Source organism: Plantibacter sp. H53 (assembly GCF_001650455.1).
Taxonomy (GTDB): domain Bacteria; phylum Actinomycetota; class Actinomycetes; order Actinomycetales; family Microbacteriaceae; genus Plantibacter; species Plantibacter flavus_A.
Genome location: NZ_LWCT01000007.1, coordinates 67,875 through 88,544 on the forward strand (window position 1 = coordinate 67,875; position 20,670 = coordinate 88,544).

The following is a 20,670-nucleotide window of genomic DNA, read 5'->3' on the forward strand; positions in this document are numbered from 1 at the left end:
GGGACCTCATCCGTAGAAGACGAAACGCTTGCTCAGCCGGAACTGTGCGGCGGTGACGAGCATGATCAGGAGCGTCAGCACGATGCCGATCGCTGCGGCGAGACCGAAGTCGAGCTGCTGGAACGCGGACTCGTAGATCACCATCACCGCGGTACGGGTGTCGTCTCCCGGCCCACCTCGCGTGAGGACGTACGGCTGGTCGAAGATCTGCAGGGCGCTGATGATGGCCATGACGGAGGCGACGAGCATGGTCGGGCTCACGAGGGGCAGGGTGACGTTCCGGAACTGGCTCCAGCCGTACGCGCCGTCGAGCGACGACGCCTCGTAGACCTCGCGCGGGATCGCGGCGAGTCCTCCGATGAAGAGCAGGAAGGTGAAGCCGAAGTTCTGCCACACGTACACGAGGAGGACGACGATCTTCGCGCCGAACCCGGTCGTCAGCCAGCCGATGTTCCCGACGCCGAAGAGTCCGAGGAACTCGTTGACGAGACCGAACTCCTGGTTGAACAGGTACGACATCACGAGCGAGACGGACGCGGCCGACAGCACCAACGGGAAGAACAGCGCGGAGCGGAAGAAGGTGCGAAGCCATTCCGGCATCCGCGACTGCACGAGTATCGCGAGCAGGAGGGCGACGGCGAGCTGCAGCGTCACCGCCACCACGACGAAGCCGACCGTGTTCAGGAAGGACACGCGCACCGTGGGGTTGGCCGCGAGGTCGACGAAGTTGCCGACGCCGACGAACTCGGGTGCCGAGATGATGTCCCACCGGAAGAAGGCGAGGACGAACGACCCGATGATCGGGACGAAGCTGAAGAGTCCGAGGCCGATGAGCGTCGGGGCGAGGAACACCCAGACGAGCAGTCGGCTGCCGCGAGGGGCACGCTTGCGCCGTCCGGTCTTGGCCTCGGGCGGGACGACCAGTGCCCGGGTCGCCGTCGGTGACTGCAGTGCCATCATCGTCCCTTCAGCGCGAGCTCGAGGTCCCGCTGCATCGTCTCGAGGCCGCGGCGGACGCCGTTCGGGCCGTTCGTGATCGTGCCGACCACGTTCTTGATGAGAGCCGACTCCACGGCAGCCTGCTGGGGTGGCGCGGGCATCGGGCCGGTCGTCGGGAACCGGTCGAGGGTGTCGTAGAAGACCTCCCAGTGCTTCGGGCCGATGTCACCGCCGTACAGCTCGGCGTTGAGCGACCTCCGGGGCAGTGACGAGTCGGGCTGGCTGTGTGCGATCGACATGCCCTCGACGGAGATGCAGTACTTCATCCACTCCCACGCCTCGTCCTTCCGTTCGGAGGTCTGCATCATCGCGTAGCCGCCGGCTCCGAACTGGTGGCGCTGGCCGCGCATCTTCGGGAAGTAGGTGACGTCGTACTCGTCGTCGCCCAGGCCGGCGTCGTTGAGGCCCTTGACCCAGAACCCGCCGGCCGGCGTCATGCCGACCGAGCCGCGGGAGAAGAGCGAGACGAGCTCGTTGCCGCCGCCTTGGGCGGGGTTCGCGGCGATGCCCTCGGAGACCATGCGCTGCAGGACCTCGAAGCTCTCGACGGTGCGGTCGCTGAGTGCGTCGGCGTTCTCCCACAGGTATCCGCCACCACGCGGGGTCTCGTCCGGGTAGAACTTCGACCACATCCAGTCGCCGCCGGGTGCCTTCTCCTCAGTGAGGAAGCTCGTGTCGTTGATGTACAACCAGGGCACGACGCCGCCCCAGAGACGGTTGTTCCAGAAGTACGGCAGGAACGAGCCGGGGCACTGGCCTGCATGGTGCGGCCGACGGTGAAGAAGTCCTCGACCGACCAGTCGTCGCGCGGGCGCTCGAGGCCGGCCCGCTCGAACGCGGAGGTGTTGTAGTACATGTTCGCCGCGTTGAAGTTGTCGGGCAGTTGGAACAGGTTGCCCTTGTACATGAACGACTCGATGAGCGAGGGGTTCACGTCGTCGAAGTACTCCTGCAGCTCGGCGGCGTCGCGCTGCACGTACTCGTCGATCGGGTGGGCGAGTCGCTCGGCGAACAGCTGCGTGCCCTCCGTGGCGACCGACACGATGTCCGGCGGGGTGCCGGCCGCGACCATCGTGAGGATCTTGGCGAAGAAGTTGCCCCAGTCCTGGCCCTGGATCGCGATGATCCGGACGGGGATGTCGGGGTGCAGCTTCTGGAAGCCGTCCACGAGCGACTGCCGGGCAGCGGCGTCCTGGGCGGTGCCGAAGAGGGCGACGGTGAGGGCGTCGTCACCTCGGCCGGGGATGTCTCCGCCGGTGAGGCGCGGCCAGGAGATGGCCGTGCCCGCCAGACCGAGACCGAGCAGGGCGAGTGCCGCCCTGCGACTCAGATCAACCACGTTGTTGCTCCTGCGAAATCGGGGCCGACCGTTCGCAGGGCGCGGACGATGAGCCGTGAATGGAGGTGCTGAACGGATTCAGCAGACGAAACATAACACAGCTCCGCGCGATATGCTGAACTGATTCAGCAAACCGCACGAGGGAGTGTCATGTCCACGCAACGCCGCCGCACGACCCTCGCGGACGTCGCGGAGCGCGCGGGCATGTCCAAGGCCGCGGTGAGCATGATCATGAACGACCGCCCCGGTTCCCGGCTGTCCGCGGACGCCGTCGAACGGGTACGCGCCGCCGCAGCGGAGCTCGACTACCGCCCGAACCCCGCGGCCCAGGTGCTGCGCCGCGGGAAGACCAGGACGATCGGGTTCATCTCCGACGAGGTCACGCTCACCCGGCACGCCTCGGGGCTCATCGGCGGTGCGCTCGAGGTGTCGAAGGCCCACGACCACACGATGCTCATCGCGGAGACCGAGGGGATCGAAGGTGGTCTCGCCCGCGCCTTCGAGACGATGATCGACCACCGGGTCGACGGCATCCTCATCGGCCTCCTCGGCGCCCGCCTCATCGACCTCCCCGCCACCTCGACCGGTGTCCCCGTCGTCGTGCTCAACGGAGCGTCCTCCTCGGGACACGCGAACGTCCTGCCCGACGAACGTGCGGCCGGGTACGCGGTCGCGAAACGGCTCGTCGACGCGGGCCACAGACGGATCGGCGTGGTCGGCGACCTGCCGCAGGACGTCATCAACGATCCGCGACAGACGGCCACGGTGGCACTCCGCTTCGCAGGCATCGCCGCGGCGTTCGCGGAGGCCGGGATCGAACCTGCTCGGGTCGACATCGTCGAGTGGCAGCCGGAACCCGGTTACGAGGCGACGGCCACGCTCCTCGAGCGCCACCCGGACGTCACGGCCATCCTCGCGGCGAACGACGGCGTCGCCTTCGGTGCCTACCAGGTGCTGCTCGAACAGGGACGTCGGATTCCGCAGGACGTCTCCGTCGTCTCCTTCGACGACGAGATCCTCGCCGGCTACCTGCGCCCGGGCCTCACCACCGCACGGCTGCCCTACCAGGAGATCGGCGCGCTCGGAGCCTCGATGCTCCTCGGTCAGCACGCCCTCGGACACGAGCTGGTCACCATGCCGATCATCGAGCGCGACTCGCTCATCGCCGCGGTGTCGACCGACGCCGGTTGACGCCACCCGAACCCAGGACCCAGCAGAGAGAGATGCCATGCACGCAGCCCCCACGACCGACGTCCTCATCGCCGGCGAGACCCTCATCGACATCGTCCGGCGGCTCGACGGGACGCAGGCGGAGAGTCCCGGCGGCAGCCCGGCGAACGTCGGGATCACCCTCGGTCGGCTGGGCCGCGTCCCGGCCCTGGTGACCCATGTGGGCGACGACGAGCGAGGCGCGGCGATCCGCTCCTGGCTCGACGCGTCCGCGGTGACCCTCGTGTCGGCTCCGACCGGCCGGACGTCCACGGCGCAGGCGACCCTCGACGCCGAAGGCGCGGCCACCTACGAGTTCGACCTCTCGCTCGATCTGGAGGCCTCGGGTGCGCCGGACGCCGCCGTCGTCCACACCGGCTCGATCGCCTCGGTCCTCGAGCCGAGTGCCGACCGCCTCCGCGAGTTGGTCGAGGCGCGTCGTCCCTCGGCGCTCATCACCTACGACCCGAACATCCGGCCGTCGCTCATCGACGACGCGGCCCGCGTCCGTCAGGCGGCGCTCGACTGCATCGCGCGCGCACACGTCGTGAAGGCGAGTGACGAGGACGTCGCGTTCCTGTTGCCCGGTGTGGCGCCGGTCGACGCCGCTCGGGAGTGGGTCGCGGCCGGGCCGGGACTCGTGGTCGTGACGATGGGTGGTGACGGGGCTGTCGCGGTGCGAGACGGTTCCGTGCTCGAGATCGAGACGCCACGGGTGCAGGTGGCCGACACCGTCGGTGCCGGCGACACGTTCATGGGTGCGCTGATCGACGGACTGCTGACCGCCGGTATCGCAGGGCCCGGGGCCGAGGAGCGACTCCGCGAGGTGTCCGACGAGGTGCTGCGGCGGCTGCTCGACCGCGCCGCACGGGCCGCGAGCATCACGGTGTCACGGCCTGGGGCGAACCCGCCCACCTCGGCGGAACTCGACGCCTGAGGCGCTGGGCGCCTGAGCCTCAGGACGGCTGGGACACCGGGGCTTCCGTCCCGGCGAAACGCTCAGACGACACCACCTGCTGGGCCGCCCGACGGAGGGCGAGGAGCAGCGGTTCGGTGAGCACGGTGCCGAGCACGATGTACTGCACCGCGAGCTCGGGGGAGTCCGCCGGGATGCCGTCGATCTCGGCTTCGGCGATACTGCGGGCTGCGTCGACGTAGCGGTCGAGGACCGTGGGTGGCACGGTGAAGCCCGCTCGTTCCAGGGTGTCCAGGGCCCCGGCCAGGCCGGCGAGGAGTCCGGGGTCACACCGCGCCTCGATCCCGCCGAGTCGTTCGTAGAGCCCCAGTGCGCGGGTGGTGTCGACCGGACCGCTCGGGCGCGGGGTGACGGCGGTGTGGGCAACGCCGAGGAGGTCGTAGGGGCCCGTCGGCGGCGAGTCCAGTGCGACGACGACGTTGCGGGTCTCCGCGATGGTCACGCCGGCGGTGAGGAGCGCGCGGATCACGCGGAGCCGGGACACGTGGGCGTCGCCGTAGCTCGCCTGGGTCGCCGAGGTGCGCTCGCCCTCCGGGAGGAGTTGCTCGCGGAGGTAGTACTTGATGGTCGCCACCGGCACCTCGGACACTGCCGCGAGTTCCGAGATCCTCATCCTGTCCTCCTCGTCTGGATAGTGCTACTATCCAACTTGGATAGCGTCACTATCGAACAGGAGCAGTGTATGTCACGCGTCGTCGTCGGCCGAATCACCCATCGTCACGAGGGTGAGCTCGTCGTGTTCCACATCGGGATGACCATCAACCAGTGGTGGCGGGTGGACAAGTGGCTCCCGATCTTCGGTGACATGCCGCGCATGCTGCAGGAGCTCATGTCCGATCCGGAGTCCGGGCTCCTCGGCTCGCACTTCCTGCTCGGTTCCAGTGGCCCGTACCTCGTCCAGTACTGGTCGTCGATCGACAAGCTCTACGCCTACGCGTCGGCTCCGGCCTCCGCCCATCGGCCCGCCTGGTCGCGCTTCAACAAGCGTGCCCGGTCCGCGCCGAAGGCCGTCGGCGTCTGGCACGAGACGTTCCTCGTCGATCGCGCCGAGAGCATCTACGTGTCGACCCCGTCCATGGGGCTCCCGGCGGCGACCGAGGCGGTGCCCGTCGGGTCGCGGCAGCAGCACGCGCGCCAGCGGTTCGCCGACGGCCGGACCGGTGCGTCGGAGGCGTCGGCCTGACCGCGCGTGTGTTGAGATGGGCGGGTGGACCTCCAGAAGCAACCTGCCCCCGCGGCGTCGCATCCCACTCGCAGGCGCCTCGGCATCGTCGCGTTGATCCTGGGCATGCTCCTCATCGGTCCGGTGATGATCGCGATCGGCGTCGGCCTCCGGCTGGCGGACGACGAGTTGCTGGAGACGGGGACGCGCACCACCGGCACGGTCGCCGAGGTGCAGGACGGTGTCGAGGCCTCCGACCTGGACTTCCGGGTCGACTACCGGTCCACCGACGACGTCGTGCACTCGGTGTGGGAATCATGGGACATCAGCGACCGGCCGTCCGTCGGCGACGAGGTCGTGATCGTGTACCGCGCGACGGACCCGGGGGTGGCGGTCGTCGAAGGCTATGGGGGCGAGGGCGAGTGGATGACGGGGCTCGGAGCGGTCTTCACCGTCATCCTCGGGGGGACAGGTGTCCTGATGCTGGTGATGACGGGCCGTGGGAGGTCGGAGCGTGCGCAGGCGCGCCGTGCTGCGATGCAGGCTTCCGCCGCTCAGCGGTAGCGCGGCGGAACGGCGAACGGCGCGGAGACGAGTGCGGCACCCTGCGGGACCTCGCCCTCGCCGCGCCGGATCGGACCGCGCAGGGCGAGGGTGATCCGCAGGCCGTCGGCGGGGTCGTGCGCGGCGTCCGGCTGCTCGAAGCTCAGCGTCGGCGGGTCCTCCGAGGTGCTGTAGCTCAGCAGGATCATCGAACTCGACCCCGAGGCCCGGAGCCGTGGTCTCGAGAGGCGCACCGAGGCTTCGCGGACCGTCAGGACCTCGTCGCGGTGCAGGATGCGCCCGGGGCCGTTCAGCTCGTTCCCGCCCGCGCGGACCGCGACCTGTGGGCCGGCGAAGCCGACGATCGCGTGGTTCATGTCGTCGGGAGCGGCGATGAGTCCGGCGGCGTCACGGAGCTCGACGACCTGCAGTCGCCAGCGGATGAGGCGGTCGACGTCGGTGCTCGTCCAGACGTCTCGCACGCTGCCACGGCCACGGTCGAGTGGTTGCCGCACGAGGTCGGCGAACCGGACGAGCCGGGGCGGGCCCGGGTCGGCCGGTGGTCGTGACGCGACGTCGACGAGGACGAGATGAGCGGGGGTGGCAGCCGGTTCGGGTCCAGCTGCTCCGCGCATCTCGTCCTCGTCGGGTCGGGTCGGGCAGGTCGTTCAGGCCGGTGGATCAGGCCTTGGTGTCGACCAGGACATACCCCTCTTCACCGTGGACCACGGTGTCGATGCCGGCGATCTCGTCCTCGTTCTTCACGCGGAAGCCGATCGTCTTCTCGATCGCGAAGCCGATGATGAAGGCGAGCACGAAGGAGTAGATGAGGACGGCGAACGCGGCGATCGCCTGGACGAGCAGCTGCGAAGCGTCACCACCCATGAAGAGGCCGGTGCCGTTGGCGAAGAAGCCGAGGTACAGGGTTCCGATGAGGCCACCGACGAGGTGGATACCCACGACGTCGAGCGAGTCGTCGAAGCCGAGCTTGAACTTCAGTTCGATGGCGAGGGCGCACACGACACCGGCCACGAGGCCGAGGACGATGGCCCAGATCGGGTGCAGCGAACCACACGCCGGGGTGATCGCGACGAGACCGGCGACGGCACCCGATGCGGCACCGACCGAGGTCGGCTTGCCGTCCTTGATCTTCTCGACGATGAGCCAGGCGAGCAGGGCTGCGGCCGGCGCCGCGATGGTGTTGACGAACACGAGTGCAGCGGTGCCGTCGGCCGCCAGTTCCGAACCGGCGTTGAAGCCGAACCAGCCGAACCAGAGCAGACCGGCGCCGAGGAGCACGAACGGCGGGTTGTGGGGGACGTGGACGCCCTTCTTGAACCCGACGCGGCGGCCGAGGACGAGCGCGAGGGCGAGGGCTGCAGCACCGGCGTTGATGTGGACCGCGGTGCCACCGGCGAAGTCAATGACGCCGACGCCGAAGACGTCCTGCAGGCCGTGCGTGATCCAACCGCCGTAGGCGAAGCTGCCGTCGTCGGCGAGGCCGAAGTTGAACACCCAGCTCGCGACGGGGAAGTAGACGACGGTCGCCCAGATGCCGGCGAAGATCATCCAGGAGCCGAACTTCGCGCGGTCGGCGATGGCGCCGGAGACGAGGGCGACGGTGATGATCGCGAAGGTGGCCTGGAAGGCGACGAAGGCGAGTGGCGGGTAGGCCGCTCCCTCAGGCGTCTCGAGGGCGGCGGTCAGACCGATGTTCCCCGTGTCGATCGCCCAGGGGGCGACGGTGCCTTCGGAGCCGGGGAACGCGATCGCGTACCCGTAGAGCACCCAGAGGACGCCGATGAGGCCGAGTGCGCCGAAGCTCATCATCATCATGCTGATGACGCTCTTCGCCTTGACCAGGCCGCCGTAGAAGAACGCGAGCCCTGGTGTCATGAGCAGCACGAGTGCCGCCGATATCAGGATGAACGCTGTGTTTCCTTGATCCATTCGAGGTGCCTCTCCGCAGGGACGCGGCTGGAGCGCGTCGGGTGCGCCCAGCGTGACACCGGCGTGTTTCCGATGGCCTGTGCGCGTGTTTCCGGCACGTTGCGGAATCGGCCGCTGCGTAAACAGCACATGACGGATCGCTCGACGTACAGTGGGGAACGAACGGAAGGGAGCCCTGATGTCGACATCGAGCACACCCGAGGACGGCCCGCAGGTCGTCCGCAACGATGACAGCCACGAGTACGAGATCCGGGTGGGGGAGCGCGTCGCCGGGATCGCCGGGTACCGGGAGGAGCCCGGTCGCATCCTCTTCACGCACACCGAGATCGATCCGGACTTCGGCGGACAGGGGCTCGGCAGCGTCCTCGCCGCTGCGGCACTCGACGATGCGGTCGAGCGAGGACTGACGATCGTCCCGTACTGCCCCTTCATCCAGGCGTATCTTCGGAAGCATCCCGACTTCAGGGGCGAGGTGTCCTGGCCGGAGTGACCGGTCGTCATACGGCGTGAGCTGGCCGTTCATCCGGACCGAGCTCCGGAAGCATCCGGACTTCAGTGGCGGGGTGTCCTGGCCCGAGCGACCGGTCGTCACTCGGTGCGTGGCAGCCTGAGCAGGACGGCCTCGCACCGGTGGTCCTGCGAGCTCGCCATGTCCCCGCGGAACCACAGGAGCGAGACCGTCGAGGGGCCACCGGGTGCGACGATCGGACGCAGGTTGTCGACGTCCGAGTCCTCCGTGAGCGGCGTCCACGTCCAGGTCGCTCCGCCGTCGCCGGTGCGACCGTGGAAGATCTCGTGGTGGGCGAGCGGCTGATCGTCCCGGGGATCGATCGGCGTCGAGACGTAGAGCGAATCGAGGTCGTCCGGGTCGATGGCGGCGAGTCCGGTGTAGTCCTGCTCGTGCGGGAGGAGGCCGGGGCCGGCGAGGGCGAGCGGGTGCACCTGCCAGGAGCCGCCGGGCGTGAGGCGGGCGAACAGGAACCGGTGGTCCAGGACGGGCCGGAGGCGTTCGGTCGCCTCGTCCGGATGCGCTGGTCCGTCGTCGGCGCGGGCGGAGACGACGGCGGCCACGGTGCCGTCGGCGGCTCGTCGCACGTCGACGGTCCAGCAGTGGGAGAGTCGGTCGCCGGCCCAGCTGGCGCCGTCGGGCATTCGTGAGCCGGCGGCGACGAGGGTGGTGAGCTCGACCTGCGAGGGTGCGTCGCCACGCAACGGATGCGGGTCGACGACCGCGCCGTCGGTCCGGTGGAGCCCGTCGGCGTCGAGGAAGCCGTGGTAGACGCTGTTGTCGTAGTCGCGCGGGTGGTGGTCGGTGGTGATGAGGTCGATGCGACCGGGGGAGGAGACGTAGCGCGTGTAGCCGTTGACGTAACCGACCTTCGGCCGTGTGAAGAGCTTGCCGGCGTAGTTCCAGGTGTCGCCGTCGTCGTCCGACACGAGCGCGCACTGGTCGTCGTTGACGGCGCGGGCGAAGCAGTACAGGCGGCCGTCGAGTTCGTGGAGGTTCGAGTACGTCACGCCGAGTCCACCGGTGTGTGCGCTCCAGTCGAACGTCTGCTCGGGCCCCCAGTGGCGTGGGTCATCCGGTTCACTGATGCGCCAGCGGGTGAGGTCTTCGGTCTTGTGGCGGGTGTACATCGCGAGCCAGCGCCCGTCGCGCCGCCGCCAGAGAGCCGGGACATCGTGGTCGTCGGACTCGAGGCGTGCGTGCAGGACGACGATGTCGGCGGTGCCGGTGCTGAGGTCGACGACGGTGACCTCGACGTTGCCGCCGCGCTGCTCGCCGTCGACGCCGCCCGTTGACGCGATCGAGCCGACGACGAGCAGGTTCGACGTTGGATCGACGAGTGCGCGCTCGTCCTGGAACCAACACCAGGCGGCGTTGTCGTTGACGACGATCGGCGTGGTGGAGGTGTCGTTTCGGCGCAGCATCGCGACCTTCCGAGTGGGGTTCCGGACGAGGTTACCGGTGCGAGCGTGCATCCGGCAAGCGCTTTCCGGGACACGGTTCGGCGTGCGCTCTGGCCGGCGGCGGGACCGGAAGTGCCCCGCGTGGACCGCTTCCGCTCGCCGAGGTGTCCCTACCCGACTGCCCCTCGACAGGCTCAGGGACCGAAACGGATCCGAGCACACTTCTTCCGGTCACTGAGCTTGTCGAAGTGACCACGAAGGAGCCTTCGTCGGCGGGGTCAGAACGGGGCGGGGTCTGGTTCCGTCCGGTGGTGTTTGCCGTCAGGTGTCGTCCACTCGAGGACGCCGCCCGGTTTGTGGTCGAGGCTCCAGCCGGGGAGATGTTTCATGCGATGGTGATGCCGACACAGGCAGGCGAGGTTCCCGACATCTGTCGCCCCTCCGTCCTCCCACGCGACCGAATGATCGAGATCGCACGCTCTGGCCCGTCTGCCGCAGCCCGGTGCCCGACAGGTGCTGTCCCGAAGCCGGACCGCGCGTTGCAGGTCGGCCGGAACGCGGTACTGATTCCGCCCGACCGAGAGGACCGCACCTGTTTCAGGCTGAACCAGGATCCGGGTGAAGCTCGGGGCATTCACCGCGATGCGTGCGGCGGTCTCCGGGTCGATGGGGCCGTACCCGTCGAGCGTTGCCGGCGCCTCGGAGACACCGGCCATGCTGACCGCCGGGACCGTGATCTGCACCGTGGGCGTGATGTGCTCCTGCACTTCGATCGGATGCGGGAGCACCGGGCTCGACATGACATCTTCCGGCGTGACACCGGTGAGGGCGAGCGCCGCGAGGGCGTCCGCTTGCAGTTGTGCGCAGGTGCGGGTGTCGCCCGCTGCGCGTGACTCGGCGGCGGCCGTTTCAACCCGTTCGATGATGCCCTGGGCGATGGGCGCGGTGGTGAAGAGATGCACCCAGGCCATGCCATCCGCTGCGGGCTCGAATTCCACCCGGCGATCCGCCTCGGAGCGGACGGCTCGGGCGGTGATCGATTCCGGATGGAGGCGCTCGCGCAGGACGCGGGCGCGTTGCCGGAGGTACGAGACGGTCGCGCCTTCGGCGACCGGCAGCACCTGCTCGACGAACACCGCCCGACCGGCGGCAGGGACGTCGCAGAGCTGGTCCGTGATCACCTGTGCATGCCGCGCCGAGATGCGGCCTGCCTCGAGCGACTCGAGCACCGCCGGTGCTTCGTTGATAAGTCGTTCGGCGTCGTTCGTCGCACGCTGGATCGTCCGCTCCGGCATCCGGGTCGCCATCGCGAGGGCTGCACAGGTAGAGCGGCGGGACAAGGCCTGGCGCTCGGCCGGCGGGAAGATCGCCGGGACGGTGGCGTCGGCGAAGGCGTCCGCGTAGGCAGCTGAGCGGGCGAGGAGGCGCGCTTTCCGTGCGTCCAGGACGGCCTGCTGGCGGTGGAGGTCCGCCCACTCGTCCGAGAACTCCGCGAGACGCGCGGCGTATTCGTCGCTTGCGCGGATCGCGCTGAGCGTGGTCTCGGTCATGGGACGAGTCCACCATGGACCACTGACATTCCAGATGTCGAGTCGGGTCGGATGTGGAAGGGTCCTCGTGTGCCCTTCGACAGGCTCAGGGACGTGAGGCCGGAGCGGGTACTCGGGGACTGGATCAGGATCACCGAAATGCCGCGGAGCATGCCCGAAATCGGTCGGTCGCGCAAGTTGTTCTGAGGTGCACATGTGTTATGCCAGGGTCTCATTACCGAGTACCTCGATCGAAAGACACCATGAGTTCCAACGCCACCCCTGACTACCCCGCGACGCCGACGTACAAGCAGCCGTACGCGCCCGCTCCGATCCACGGCGCCGCCTCCCCGGATGACCTGACGCTCCCGCTCTACGGAGCGACGTTCCCGCAGGCGGTCAAGCGCTACCTCCGCAAGTACGCGACCTTCACCGGCCGTGCTTCTCGGAGCGAGTACTGGTGGGTCACGCTGTTCGTCTTCCTCGTCACGCTCATCCCGAACATCCTGTTCTTCACCGGCGTCCTGATCGGCGCGACGTCCGCTGCCGCGCAGCGCGAGGCCGTCGTGTTCGACAGCAGCACCGGCTCTCGGACCTACTACACCCAGCCCGGCATCCTCGAGATCCCCGGGGCTGCTCCGCTGATCCTGACGGGTGTCGTCCTCCTCGGCCTCATCTGGTTGGCGACCATCGTCCCGAACCTGGCCCTCGCTTGGCGCCGTCTCCACGACGCCAACTTCCCCGGCCCGTTCTACTTCTTCTCGCTCATCCCATCGGTCGGCGGCATCATCCTGCTCGTCCTCTTCCTCCTGCCCTCGAAGCCCGAGGGTCAGCGGTTCGACACCGTGCGCTGAGTCGCAACCCGACGACCGGAACGGGCCGGTGTGGACACGATCGTCCGCACCGGCCCGTTCCCTGTCTCGCAGGACGGACGTGGACGCCTCAATCGGCCGCTGCCACGTCAAGCACCCACGTGACGCCGAACCGGTCGGTCACCATGCCGAAGCCGGGGCTCCAGGCGGACGCGGCGAGCTCTTCGACGACCGAACCTCCCACGACGAGTCGGTTCCAGAACACCTCGACCTCCGCGAGCGTCTCGCCACGCACCGCGACGAAGCAGGGCTGCTCGGTGACCGTCGTCCCGTGCTCGCGGCGGGTCGTTCCGGTGCCGATCAGGGACGCCGCCGGAGCTCCGGGGCTGTCGTACGCCATCACCCGGAAGCCGTCCTCGGATTCGACCTGACCGAAGACGACCAGGTCGGCGCCCGGAGCGTCCTTCGGCATCCCGACGTCGCTGTAGCTCGCGATCGTCGTCCGCCCGCCGAAGACGGACTGGTAGAACTCCAGCGCAGCGCGGGCGTCGCCCTGGAAGTTGAGGTGGGTCGTGGTCGTGATGCTCATGTGTGCTCCTCGAGTCGTGCCGGGCTCCTCCCGGTCGAGCACCACTGTCTCAGGCGTCTAGGACAGATCATGTCCTGCACTCGGACTACGCTCGCACCATGGCCTCACCGACCTCCAGACTCCTGCAGTTGCTCTCGCTCCTGCAGGCACGGCGCGACTGGCCGGGTGCCCTGCTCGCCGACCGGCTGGACGTCAGTCACCGCACGATCCGCCGCGACGTCGACCGGCTCCGCGAGATGGGGTATCGCATCGAGGCCACGATGGGGCCGGACGGCGGGTACCACCTCGACGCCGGGAGCGAACTCCCGCCACTGCTCTTCGACGACGAGCAGATCGTCGCGCTCACCATCGCCCTCCAGACCGCAGCCGTCGCGGGATCCGGGTTCGAGGAGCCGGCGCTCCGAGCACTGACGACCGTGAGACAGGTCCTGCCGTCACGGCTGCGGCATCGACTCGACGCCCTCGAGGTCACCTCGGTGCCCCGCTCAGGCGACGGACCGACCCCGCAGGTGGCCGTGCCGATCCTCCTCGCGCTGTCCGCGGCCATCCGCGCGCGGGAGGTGCTCCGGTTCGGGCGATCCGACGACGACCCGGAACCGCCTCGGCGCGTCGAGCCGCACCACCTGGTCACCTCCCAGGGGCACTGGTACCTCGTGGCCTGGGACCTCGACCGCGACGACTGGCGGATCTTCCGCGCCGACCGCATCGTGCCGAGGACGCCGACCGGACCGCGGTTCCGTCCGCGTGAGGTGCCGGGTGGAGACGTGCAGGCGTTCGTGGCGGCGAGGTTCAAGGGATCCGAGCAGACCGACGCCTGGCCCTGTGTCGGCACCGTCGTGCTCCACCTGCCGTTCGAGGCGGTCCGACCGTTCGTCGGCGACGGCATCGCCGAGCCCCTCGGCCCGGACCGCACGCGCTACACCGCCGGCGCATGGTCGTGGGTGGCGCTCGCCGCCTCCCTGAACCGCTTCGACACCGACATCGACGTCGTCGAGCCGCCCGAGCTCGTCGCCGCGTTCGCGCAGCTCGCGGAGCGCAATGCCGCGACCGCACAGACGGTCAGCCGTGGAGCGCGTCGTCCGGCTGACCGAGACGCACCGCGGTGAACCGGACCGTGAGGCCGGCGCGCGTCGGGGCTGCACAGAACAGCCCCGCCTCGACGTCGGTCTCCGGGTCGAGGTGGGCGACGCGGACCAGTCGCCAGTCCTCGTCGTCCACCCGTGCGCGTACGATCACGGCGTCACCGTCGCGGCTCGCGCGCACGGTGACCGTTCGTCCGAGCCAGTCGGGGACCGGCGCCACCGACCAGTCGGAGGTCCCGTGCGTCACGACCGCACCGAGCTGGGCGACCCCGTCGGACACCTCGACCCCGGCCTTGATCCACGTCGACTCGGAGGCGCGGAGGAACACGCCGGCTTGATCGAACTGCTCGGAGCCGTCGAGGACGAACGACACCTCGATTGCCGCCCGTCGCTGCATCGGCGCGATCAGCGCGTGCTCCGTGTCGTGGACGAAACCGTACGAGGTGTGCCGCCAGGCGTCACTGCTCTCGACGGCGGTGACGTGCAGGGAACCGTCCGGCTCCGTCGTCACCGCCGCAGGGGCCGTCGTCCAATGTCCGTGTTCGACCAGGTTCTGCAGATCCATCCGTCCATCCTGACGTATGGATGCGCGCGCTCGCCTCAGATCGCCGTGCCGAACTCGCGGATCGTGATCGCCGAGGCGATCAGTGGCCCGCCATCGGTGTAGAGCGAGATCCCCGTGTCGCCCTCGGCGAAGTGCACCTGCTGCGAGACGACGGTGTGACCGGCGTTGACGAAGACCTCGACGCTCTGCGTGTCGACGAAGACCCGCAGATGGACCGAGCGTGCAGCCGCGTCGATCGGTGCCGCGGCCCGGGTGTACGGCTGCAGCGAGAAGCCGGCCAGGTCGGACGGTGCGCGGTCGACGTAGAGCTCGCCCCCGGCCTTCCCGATGTTGGTGTGGCGGGAGCCGTCCGCCGAACGACCGACGGAGAGACCGACACTGTTCGCGGTGTCCCAGGTGAGGTCGAGTTCGATCTCGTACGCCCGGCCGCTCCAGGGCAGGACGGCGCTCCCGGTGACCGTCTGGTCCGGGAGGGAGACGGTGGAGGTCGCATACCCGGCCAAAGCGTCCACGGGTGAACTGAGCAGGCTGTACCGACCACCGGACTGCGCCTCGAGTCGCAGCTCCCGGACGACGGAGTTCTGGCCGTTGTAGCCGTCCGAGGCGTCGGTGGGGACGTCGCGGGCCGCGTACTTCCAGTTGTTCATCCACGCGATCGCGAGCCGGCGGTCGTCGGGCGACTCCGCCTTCGGCCAGGTGACGGCGGCATACCAATCCCAGCCCCAGTCCAGCCACTGCGGGGTGAGGTCGTCGGCGGTGAACCGCGTCCCGTCCCACGTGCCCGTCCAGTAGGCGTAGGTCATCGGCAGGCCGATCGAGTAGGCGTCCATGCTGGCGCCCAAGACCCAGTGCCAGCTGCCGTCGCCCGCTCGCATCTGGAACAGGTCCGGGCACTCGATGCCACCGAGGTCGTGGTTCGGGAAGTCGAAGTTGTGCTGCAACTGCCACGTCGTGAGGTCGGGCGAGGTGTAGAAGGCCGCGTAGCGCGCCCGGCCGATGACGCACACCCATTCGTTCCTGGCCGCGTCCCAATGGACCTTCGGGTCCCGGAACCACTCGGCGTTCTCGATCTCCGCCGGGGTCTGGGCTGCACGTCCGTCGGTGTTCACGATCACCGGGTCGGGGAGCATCGTGAACGTGAAGCCGCCGTCCGTCGACCAGTACAGGTACTGCTCCTGGTACTTCCGGACGCCGTCGGTGGGCTGCGTCGCGAGGGCGATGACCGCACCCGCACCGAAACCGGCGGTGTTCGCGGTGTCGACGACGGCGGAACCCGACCACACCGGGAAGTCCGGCTGCAGCGGCATGACGGTCCCGTGGTGGGTGAAGGCGACGCCGTCGGTCGTCGTCGCGTGATCCCAACCGCCCGGACCGTTGTTCTGGCCGGAGTGCAGGTAGTACAGCTGGTACGCGCCGTTCGTGAACACCGGTCGTTGCGGGTCGCAGAGCCACCCCGACGGCGGCGTCATGTGGAACACCGATCTGAGGGAGGCCTGCGCCTGGGCGGTGGTCGCCGCCTGGGCGGCGAGGGGCGTGCCGGTACTCGCGAACAGGGCGAGCGCCCCGAGGCCGGCGCCCTGGAGGACGGTCCGGCGGGAGAGGTCGTGCGTCATTGCTGTTCCTTTCGTCGGTGCCGCGGGCGCGCCGAAGGCACCCGTGGCGGGATGGTGCTGGATCGTGCGGTGGAGGACTGCTCAGGCGAGCGCGTGCACCTGGTCGGTGGCGGTCGCCCGGTCGAGGACGGCGACGGCCACCGAGACGGGACTGGCGCGTTCGCTCGCGAGGGTCAGCGTCGGTCGTCCGCTCCCGAGGATGACGAGGTCGGAGACGGTGGCGAGACCGCCGTCGACGAACAGCTCGAGCAGCGGGCCGTCGAGGCTGAGGAGCAGCAGCGCCGGCCGGTCGCCGGCGAGCGGGACGGTGCCCGTGGAGGCGAAGTCGGGGTGCACCGTGTCCATGGCACCGCCCGACCGGGTGACGGAGAGTGACGCCGTCGCCGGGTCGTGGACGATGAGGACCGCACCGTCGGTGTCGGCCGTCAGCCGGAGCCGCAACTCACCCGTGACCGACGGATCCCAGCGCAACTCGACCACGCCGTCACCCTCGAGCATCAGGTCGACGGCGTCCGAGGACACGGCGACGGTCGTCGGGTCGATCGCGGCCAGTCGTTCCCTGACGAAGGCCGGTGGCTCCTGCACGAGTCGCTGCTCGCCGTCGACCGTGGTCAAGGACAGGCGTCTCGGGAGCGACATCGCGCCCCGCCACGGCGAGGCGGGGAGGTCGGCGGCGTAGCGCCAGTTGCCCATCCAACCGAGGATCACCGCTTCACCGTCCGGAGCGAGGTCGAACCCGACCGCCGCGTAGAAGTCCCGACCGTGGTCGAGCCGCTGCAGCTCGGCCCGCTCAGGCGTGAACACCGAGCCGTCGAAGTCGCCGACGAGATAGCTCATCGACGACCCGTCCGGGTCCTGCACGTCGCCGATCGGGTTGGTGCTGAGGAGCAGGACCCACCGGACCTCGTCCGGGCGTCCGTCGACCGCGAGCGGGATGAGGTCGGGGCACTCCCACACGACGCCGGTGGGACCGACGGGACCGAAGGTGCTGAGGTGCTCCCAGGTGCGGAGGTCGGTGGAGGAGTACACGAGGACCTGACGCTCCACGGCCTCCACCGTGAGCATGATCCAGCGGAAACCCGTGGCGTCCTCGTACCGGATGATCTTCGGGTCGCGGAAGGCGTGCGAGCCGCGGTCGAGGATCGGGTTCTCCGGGTCGCGCTGCCAGGTGAGCCCGTCGTCGTCACTGGTCGCCCGGGACTGCGCCTGCCGACCGTCGGTGGACACGCTCGTGTAGTACGCCGTGAGGCGCCCGTCGGGACCCGCGGCGACCACGGATCCCGAGTACACCTGCTCCTCGGCGGTGTACCGCAGGGCTACCGGATGCTCGTCCCAGTGCTGCAGGTCGACGCTCGAGGCGTGACCCCAGCTCATGTTGCCCCAGTCGCCACCCTCCGGGTTGTACTGGAAGAACGCGTGCCACCGCCCGCGATGGAAGACCAAGCCGTTCGGGTCGTTCATCCAGTTCCGCTGTGGCGTCAGGTGGAAGCCGGGCCGTGGAAAGGCGTGCTGCTCGTCGTGCACGGTCGCGCCCTCAGACGGAGTGCCGCGGGACGGCCGGGCAGGCGATGAGCTGCGGCCCGGCGGGCAGCGCGGCGTCGAGACCGAGCAGCCGACGGACGCCGGCCGCTCCGAGCTCGTAGTGGGGGAGGGCGACCGTCGACAGCGGCGGCCGGAGGTGGGCGGCGATGACGTCCTGGTTGTCGAACCCCATGACCGCCATGTCGTCGGGGATCCGCAGTCCGCGCTCGCGCAGCCCGTCGTAGAGTCCCATCGCCACGCGGTCGTTGTGGCAGAAGACCGCGGTGGCGCCTGAGTCGACGACCTCGGCGGTCGCCGCGTACCCACCCTCCTGCTCCGGTGATGCCGGGATCACGAGGGCGTCGTCGAACGCCACTTGCGCCGCCTGCAGCGCCGAGCGGTATCCGGCGAGCCGGCCGGTCTGCGCCGGTGAGGGGGTCGTCGTGTTGACGAACGCGATCCGTCGGTGGCCGGCCGCGAGCAGCGCCTCGGTCGCGGTCCGCCCGCCCTGCTCCTCGTCGGGCACGACGGCCGGGAGCCCGCTTCCGGCGGCGTAGCAGTACACGAGCACGGTGTCGGTCTGGAGGAGTGCCTCGGGCACGGTGATCTCGTGGTGGAACCAGGTGGAGTAGAGGATCCCGCGGACCTGGTGCTCGAGCATCATCGCGATCGCCTCCTCCTCGGCGGCCGTGTTGCCGTCGGTGTTGGCGACGAGCAGGACGTAGCCGTGGCGCCACGCCTCGTCCTGGGCGCCGTGGATGATCTGGCCGGCGAACGGGGTGGTCGCGATCGCGTCGGCGACGAGGCCGATGAACCGGGAGTGCCCCTGGGACAGCGTCTTCGCGAGGGCGTTCGGCCGGTAGCCGAGCTCCGCCACCGCCTCGTGCACCCGACGTTTGGCGTCCTCGCCGATCCGCGACCCCGGCTTGTCGTTGACGACGTGCGAGACGGTCGCCACGGAGACACCGGCGGCCTTCGCGACGTCGCGCATCGTGATGCCCGAGGTGTTCTTCGGGTGGTCTGAGCCGGGCTTCGGCTGGTCGGTGCTGCTCATCCCTTGGTCGCTCCGCTCTCGAGGCCGCTGATCATCGCTTTGTTCAACACGAGGAACACCAACAGCAGCGGTGTGACCGTGACGCAGACGGCGGCGAACGTCGCCGTCCAATCAGTGTTCCCCATCGCCCCGATGTAGTTCTGCAGGCCGAGCGGGATGGTCTTCAATCCGTCGGAGAGCACGAAGGTGTTCGCGAAGATGAAGTCGTTCCAGATGAAGATGCTGTTGACGAGCACGACGGTGATGATCGTGTTGACCGAGAGCGGGAACGTGATCTGTCCGAAGATCCGGTACGGACCCGCCCCGTCGAGCGACGCGGCCTCGTACATCTCCTTCGGGATGTACTCGTAGAACGACGAGAACAGGTACACGGCCATCGGCAGGGCGAACGCCGCCAGCGGGATGATCATCGACAGGTGGGTGTCGAGCAGGCCGACCTGCGAGTAGTCGATGAACAGGGGGACGAGCGCGATCTGCACGGGCACGATGATGCCGAGGAGGAACAGACCGCGGACGAGCCCGCTGAACCGGAACCCGAGGACCTGGAGCGCGTACGCCGCCATCATGCCGGCGATGACGATCAGGGCACTCGACCCGAGGGTGACGATCAGGCTGTTGACGATGTTGAGCCCGAGGTTGCCGGTCGAGAACGCCCTTGCGTAGTTGTCGAGCGTCCACTCGGACGGCAGCGCGAAGGGGTTGCCACCGGCGAAGTCGGCCGCCGTCCGGAAGCTCGTGACCAGCAACCAGACGAGCGGGTAGACCTGGACGAGCACGATCGCGACGACGGTCACGGTGAGGATCGTCCGCTGCACCCGCACGCGCGGGGTGTGCCGGGGCTTCCGCTTCGGTGTCGACGCCGCCGGGGGCGCGACGTGTTCGGTCGGCCGGGCGGGGAGGGTGGCGGTCATGACTTGTCCTTCCGTCGGAGCAGCAGGAAGATGAGGCCGACGGCGACGAGACACTCGAGGACGATGAACATGGAGATCGCGCTGGCGTAGCCGTAATCCGTGTGGACGAACGCCGTCTTGTACATGTAGGTGGTCAGCAGCTCGGACGACTGACCGGGCCCGCCGTTCGTCAGCAGGTACGGGATGTCGAAGCCGCGGAGGGCGAAGGTGGTCGCCATGACCGTCGTCGTGATCCACACCGGCCGGATGTACGGGAAGCGGATCCGCCAGAAGATCTGCCACCAGGAGGCGCCGTCCAGCCGGGCGGCCTCCTCGAGGTCGCGGGGCACGGCCATGAGGGCGGCGTAGATGATGAGCATGTACAGGCCGGTGAACCGCCAGCCCTCCGGGATCGACACCGCGGCGAGGACGGTCTGCACGTTCGACAGCCAGGCCGTCTGGAGGTCGCCGAGTCCGACCCACGCGAGCAGCTGGTTGATCAGCCCGACCGGTTCGAGGGCGTACAGCCGCTGGAACAGGATGGCGATCGCGACCGTCGAGATGACGGCGGGCAGGAGGTAGAGCGTCTTGACGAGCTCGCGGGCCCGGGGGAGGGCGGTGAGCAGCCCGGCGACGAGGAGCGCGCCGCCGAGCTGGAGCACCAGGCAGATCGCGAGGTAGCCGAGGGCGTTGCCGAAGGAGGTCCAGAAGACGTCGTCCCGCGTGAGCATCTTGACGTAGTTGTCGAGTCCGACGAACGCCATGTCCGTGATGCCGTCCCATGAGAAGAGGCTGAGGAACAGCGACTGCACGATCGGCAGGAGCACCGCCACACCGTAGAGGAGGAGCGGCGGCACGAGGAACACGAGCACCGACAAGGTCGACCGGCGGGGCAGCATCGAGGTGGACATCGGCTTCCGCCGCCG

General features: G+C 69.1%; 20 protein-coding genes and 1 pseudogene. 7 read left to right on the top strand and 14 right to left on the bottom strand.

Going from position 1 to position 20,670, the window contains the following annotated elements; genetic code table 11:
• Positions 1–6 precede the first annotated feature (6 nt).
• Both A4X17_RS05695 and A4X17_RS05700 read right to left on the bottom strand, forming a co-directional pair.
• On the bottom strand, positions 7–957 hold the full coding sequence (locus tag A4X17_RS05695) for a carbohydrate ABC transporter permease (protein ID WP_082915952.1): 951 nt from the start codon (positions 955–957) through the stop codon (positions 7–9).
• Positions 957–2,338, bottom strand: a pseudogene (locus A4X17_RS05700) (extracellular solute-binding protein). Before A4X17_RS05700 ends, A4X17_RS05695 begins: the two are co-directional and overlap by 1 nt.
• 150 nt (positions 2,339–2,488) lie before the next feature.
• Here A4X17_RS05700 and A4X17_RS05705 point away from each other — a divergent pair.
• Together A4X17_RS05705 and A4X17_RS05710 are read left to right on the top strand one after the other, a co-directional pair.
• Positions 2,489–3,529: a LacI family DNA-binding transcriptional regulator gene (locus A4X17_RS05705; RefSeq protein ID WP_064294696.1), complete on the top strand. Its 1,041-nt coding sequence runs from the start codon at positions 2,489–2,491 to the stop codon at positions 3,527–3,529.
• Between the two features lie 37 nt (positions 3,530–3,566).
• Positions 3,567–4,484, top strand: coding sequence for a carbohydrate kinase (locus tag A4X17_RS05710; protein ID WP_064294697.1), 918 nt, complete (start codon positions 3,567–3,569; stop codon positions 4,482–4,484).
• Between the two features lie 19 nt (positions 4,485–4,503).
• Here A4X17_RS05710 and A4X17_RS05715 read toward each other — a convergent pair whose 3' ends face one another.
• Positions 4,504–5,136 carry a MerR family transcriptional regulator gene (locus A4X17_RS05715; RefSeq protein WP_064294698.1) on the bottom strand — a complete coding sequence of 211 codons (633 nt, stop codon included), beginning with the start codon at positions 5,134–5,136 and terminating at the stop codon, positions 4,504–4,506.
• A 69-nt stretch (positions 5,137–5,205) separates the two neighbouring features.
• Between A4X17_RS05715 and A4X17_RS05720 the strand changes: the two genes are divergently transcribed.
• Together A4X17_RS05720 and A4X17_RS05725 are read left to right on the top strand one after the other, a co-directional pair.
• Complete coding sequence (locus A4X17_RS05720; RefSeq protein ID WP_064294699.1) at positions 5,206–5,706, top strand: DUF4188 domain-containing protein; 501 nt, start codon at positions 5,206–5,208, stop codon at positions 5,704–5,706.
• 24 nt (positions 5,707–5,730) lie between these two features.
• Entirely contained in the window at positions 5,731–6,249 is a 519-nt protein-coding gene (locus A4X17_RS05725; RefSeq protein WP_064294700.1) for a DUF3592 domain-containing protein, read from the top strand.
• Here A4X17_RS05725 and A4X17_RS05730 read toward each other — a convergent pair.
• Both A4X17_RS05730 and A4X17_RS05735 read right to left on the bottom strand, forming a co-directional pair.
• Complete coding sequence (locus A4X17_RS05730) at positions 6,240–6,863, bottom strand: hypothetical protein (protein WP_064294701.1); 624 nt, start codon at positions 6,861–6,863, stop codon at positions 6,240–6,242. The genes A4X17_RS05725 and A4X17_RS05730 overlap by 10 nt on opposite strands.
• A gap of 46 nt (positions 6,864–6,909) precedes the next feature.
• Positions 6,910–8,178 (bottom strand): ammonium transporter, encoded by a 1,269-nt coding sequence (locus A4X17_RS05735; protein ID WP_064294702.1) that lies wholly within the window; start codon positions 8,176–8,178, stop codon positions 6,910–6,912.
• A 178-nt stretch (positions 8,179–8,356) separates the two neighbouring features.
• Between A4X17_RS05735 and A4X17_RS05740 the strand changes: the two genes are divergently transcribed.
• The gene (locus A4X17_RS05740; RefSeq protein WP_064294703.1) at positions 8,357–8,668 is read left to right on the top strand and encodes a GNAT family N-acetyltransferase; all 312 of its coding nucleotides are present in this window, start codon (positions 8,357–8,359) and stop codon (positions 8,666–8,668) included.
• A gap of 98 nt (positions 8,669–8,766) precedes the next feature.
• On the opposite strand, the gene A4X17_RS05745 is transcribed toward A4X17_RS05740, so the two are convergent.
• Together A4X17_RS05745 and A4X17_RS05750 are read right to left on the bottom strand one after the other, a co-directional pair.
• Positions 8,767–10,161, bottom strand: a complete 1,395-nt coding sequence (locus A4X17_RS05745; protein WP_231884297.1) for a BNR-4 repeat-containing protein — start codon at positions 10,159–10,161, stop codon at positions 8,767–8,769.
• 206 nt (positions 10,162–10,367) lie between these two features.
• Positions 10,368–11,639, bottom strand: a complete 1,272-nt coding sequence (locus A4X17_RS05750) for an HNH endonuclease signature motif containing protein (RefSeq protein ID WP_064294704.1) — start codon at positions 11,637–11,639, stop codon at positions 10,368–10,370.
• Between the two features lie 242 nt (positions 11,640–11,881).
• Between A4X17_RS05750 and A4X17_RS05755 the strand changes: the two genes are divergently transcribed.
• The gene (locus A4X17_RS05755; RefSeq protein WP_064294705.1) at positions 11,882–12,472 is read left to right on the top strand and encodes a DUF805 domain-containing protein; all 591 of its coding nucleotides are present in this window, start codon (positions 11,882–11,884) and stop codon (positions 12,470–12,472) included.
• An 88-nt stretch (positions 12,473–12,560) separates the two neighbouring features.
• On the opposite strand, the gene A4X17_RS05760 is transcribed toward A4X17_RS05755, so the two are convergent.
• Complete coding sequence (locus A4X17_RS05760) at positions 12,561–13,019, bottom strand: VOC family protein (RefSeq protein ID WP_064294706.1); 459 nt, start codon at positions 13,017–13,019, stop codon at positions 12,561–12,563.
• Positions 13,020–13,117: 98 nt separating this feature from the next.
• Between A4X17_RS05760 and A4X17_RS05765 the strand changes: the two genes are divergently transcribed.
• Complete coding sequence (locus A4X17_RS05765) at positions 13,118–14,125, top strand: YafY family protein (protein WP_064294707.1); 1,008 nt, start codon at positions 13,118–13,120, stop codon at positions 14,123–14,125.
• Here the strand turns inward: A4X17_RS05765 and A4X17_RS05770 are convergent.
• The 6 genes from A4X17_RS05770 to A4X17_RS05795 all read right to left on the bottom strand — a co-directional run bounded on the left by A4X17_RS05770 (position 14,079) and on the right by A4X17_RS05795 (position 20,643).
• Entirely contained in the window at positions 14,079–14,666 is a 588-nt protein-coding gene (locus A4X17_RS05770; RefSeq protein ID WP_064294708.1) for a DUF1349 domain-containing protein, read from the bottom strand. The two genes, A4X17_RS05765 and A4X17_RS05770, sit on opposite strands and share 47 nt — an antisense overlap.
• Positions 14,667–14,701: 35 nt before the next feature.
• A complete protein-coding gene (locus A4X17_RS05775) occupies positions 14,702–16,279 on the bottom strand; it encodes a glycoside hydrolase family 32 protein (RefSeq protein ID WP_064294709.1) in 1,578 nt (525 codons plus the stop codon).
• An 81-nt stretch (positions 16,280–16,360) separates the two neighbouring features.
• Positions 16,361–17,803 carry a glycoside hydrolase family 32 protein gene (locus A4X17_RS05780; protein WP_064294710.1) on the bottom strand — a complete coding sequence of 481 codons (1,443 nt, stop codon included), beginning with the start codon at positions 17,801–17,803 and terminating at the stop codon, positions 16,361–16,363.
• 10 nt (positions 17,804–17,813) lie between these two features.
• Positions 17,814–18,854 (bottom strand): LacI family DNA-binding transcriptional regulator, encoded by a 1,041-nt coding sequence (locus A4X17_RS05785; RefSeq protein ID WP_064294711.1) that lies wholly within the window; start codon positions 18,852–18,854, stop codon positions 17,814–17,816.
• The gene (locus tag A4X17_RS05790; protein WP_064294712.1) at positions 18,851–19,765 is read right to left on the bottom strand and encodes a carbohydrate ABC transporter permease; all 915 of its coding nucleotides are present in this window, start codon (positions 19,763–19,765) and stop codon (positions 18,851–18,853) included. The genes A4X17_RS05785 and A4X17_RS05790 overlap by 4 nt, the downstream gene beginning before the upstream one ends.
• The gene (locus A4X17_RS05795; protein ID WP_064294757.1) at positions 19,762–20,643 is read right to left on the bottom strand and encodes a carbohydrate ABC transporter permease; all 882 of its coding nucleotides are present in this window, start codon (positions 20,641–20,643) and stop codon (positions 19,762–19,764) included. The genes A4X17_RS05790 and A4X17_RS05795 overlap by 4 nt, the downstream gene beginning before the upstream one ends.
• Between the last annotated feature and the right edge of the window lie 27 nt (positions 20,644–20,670).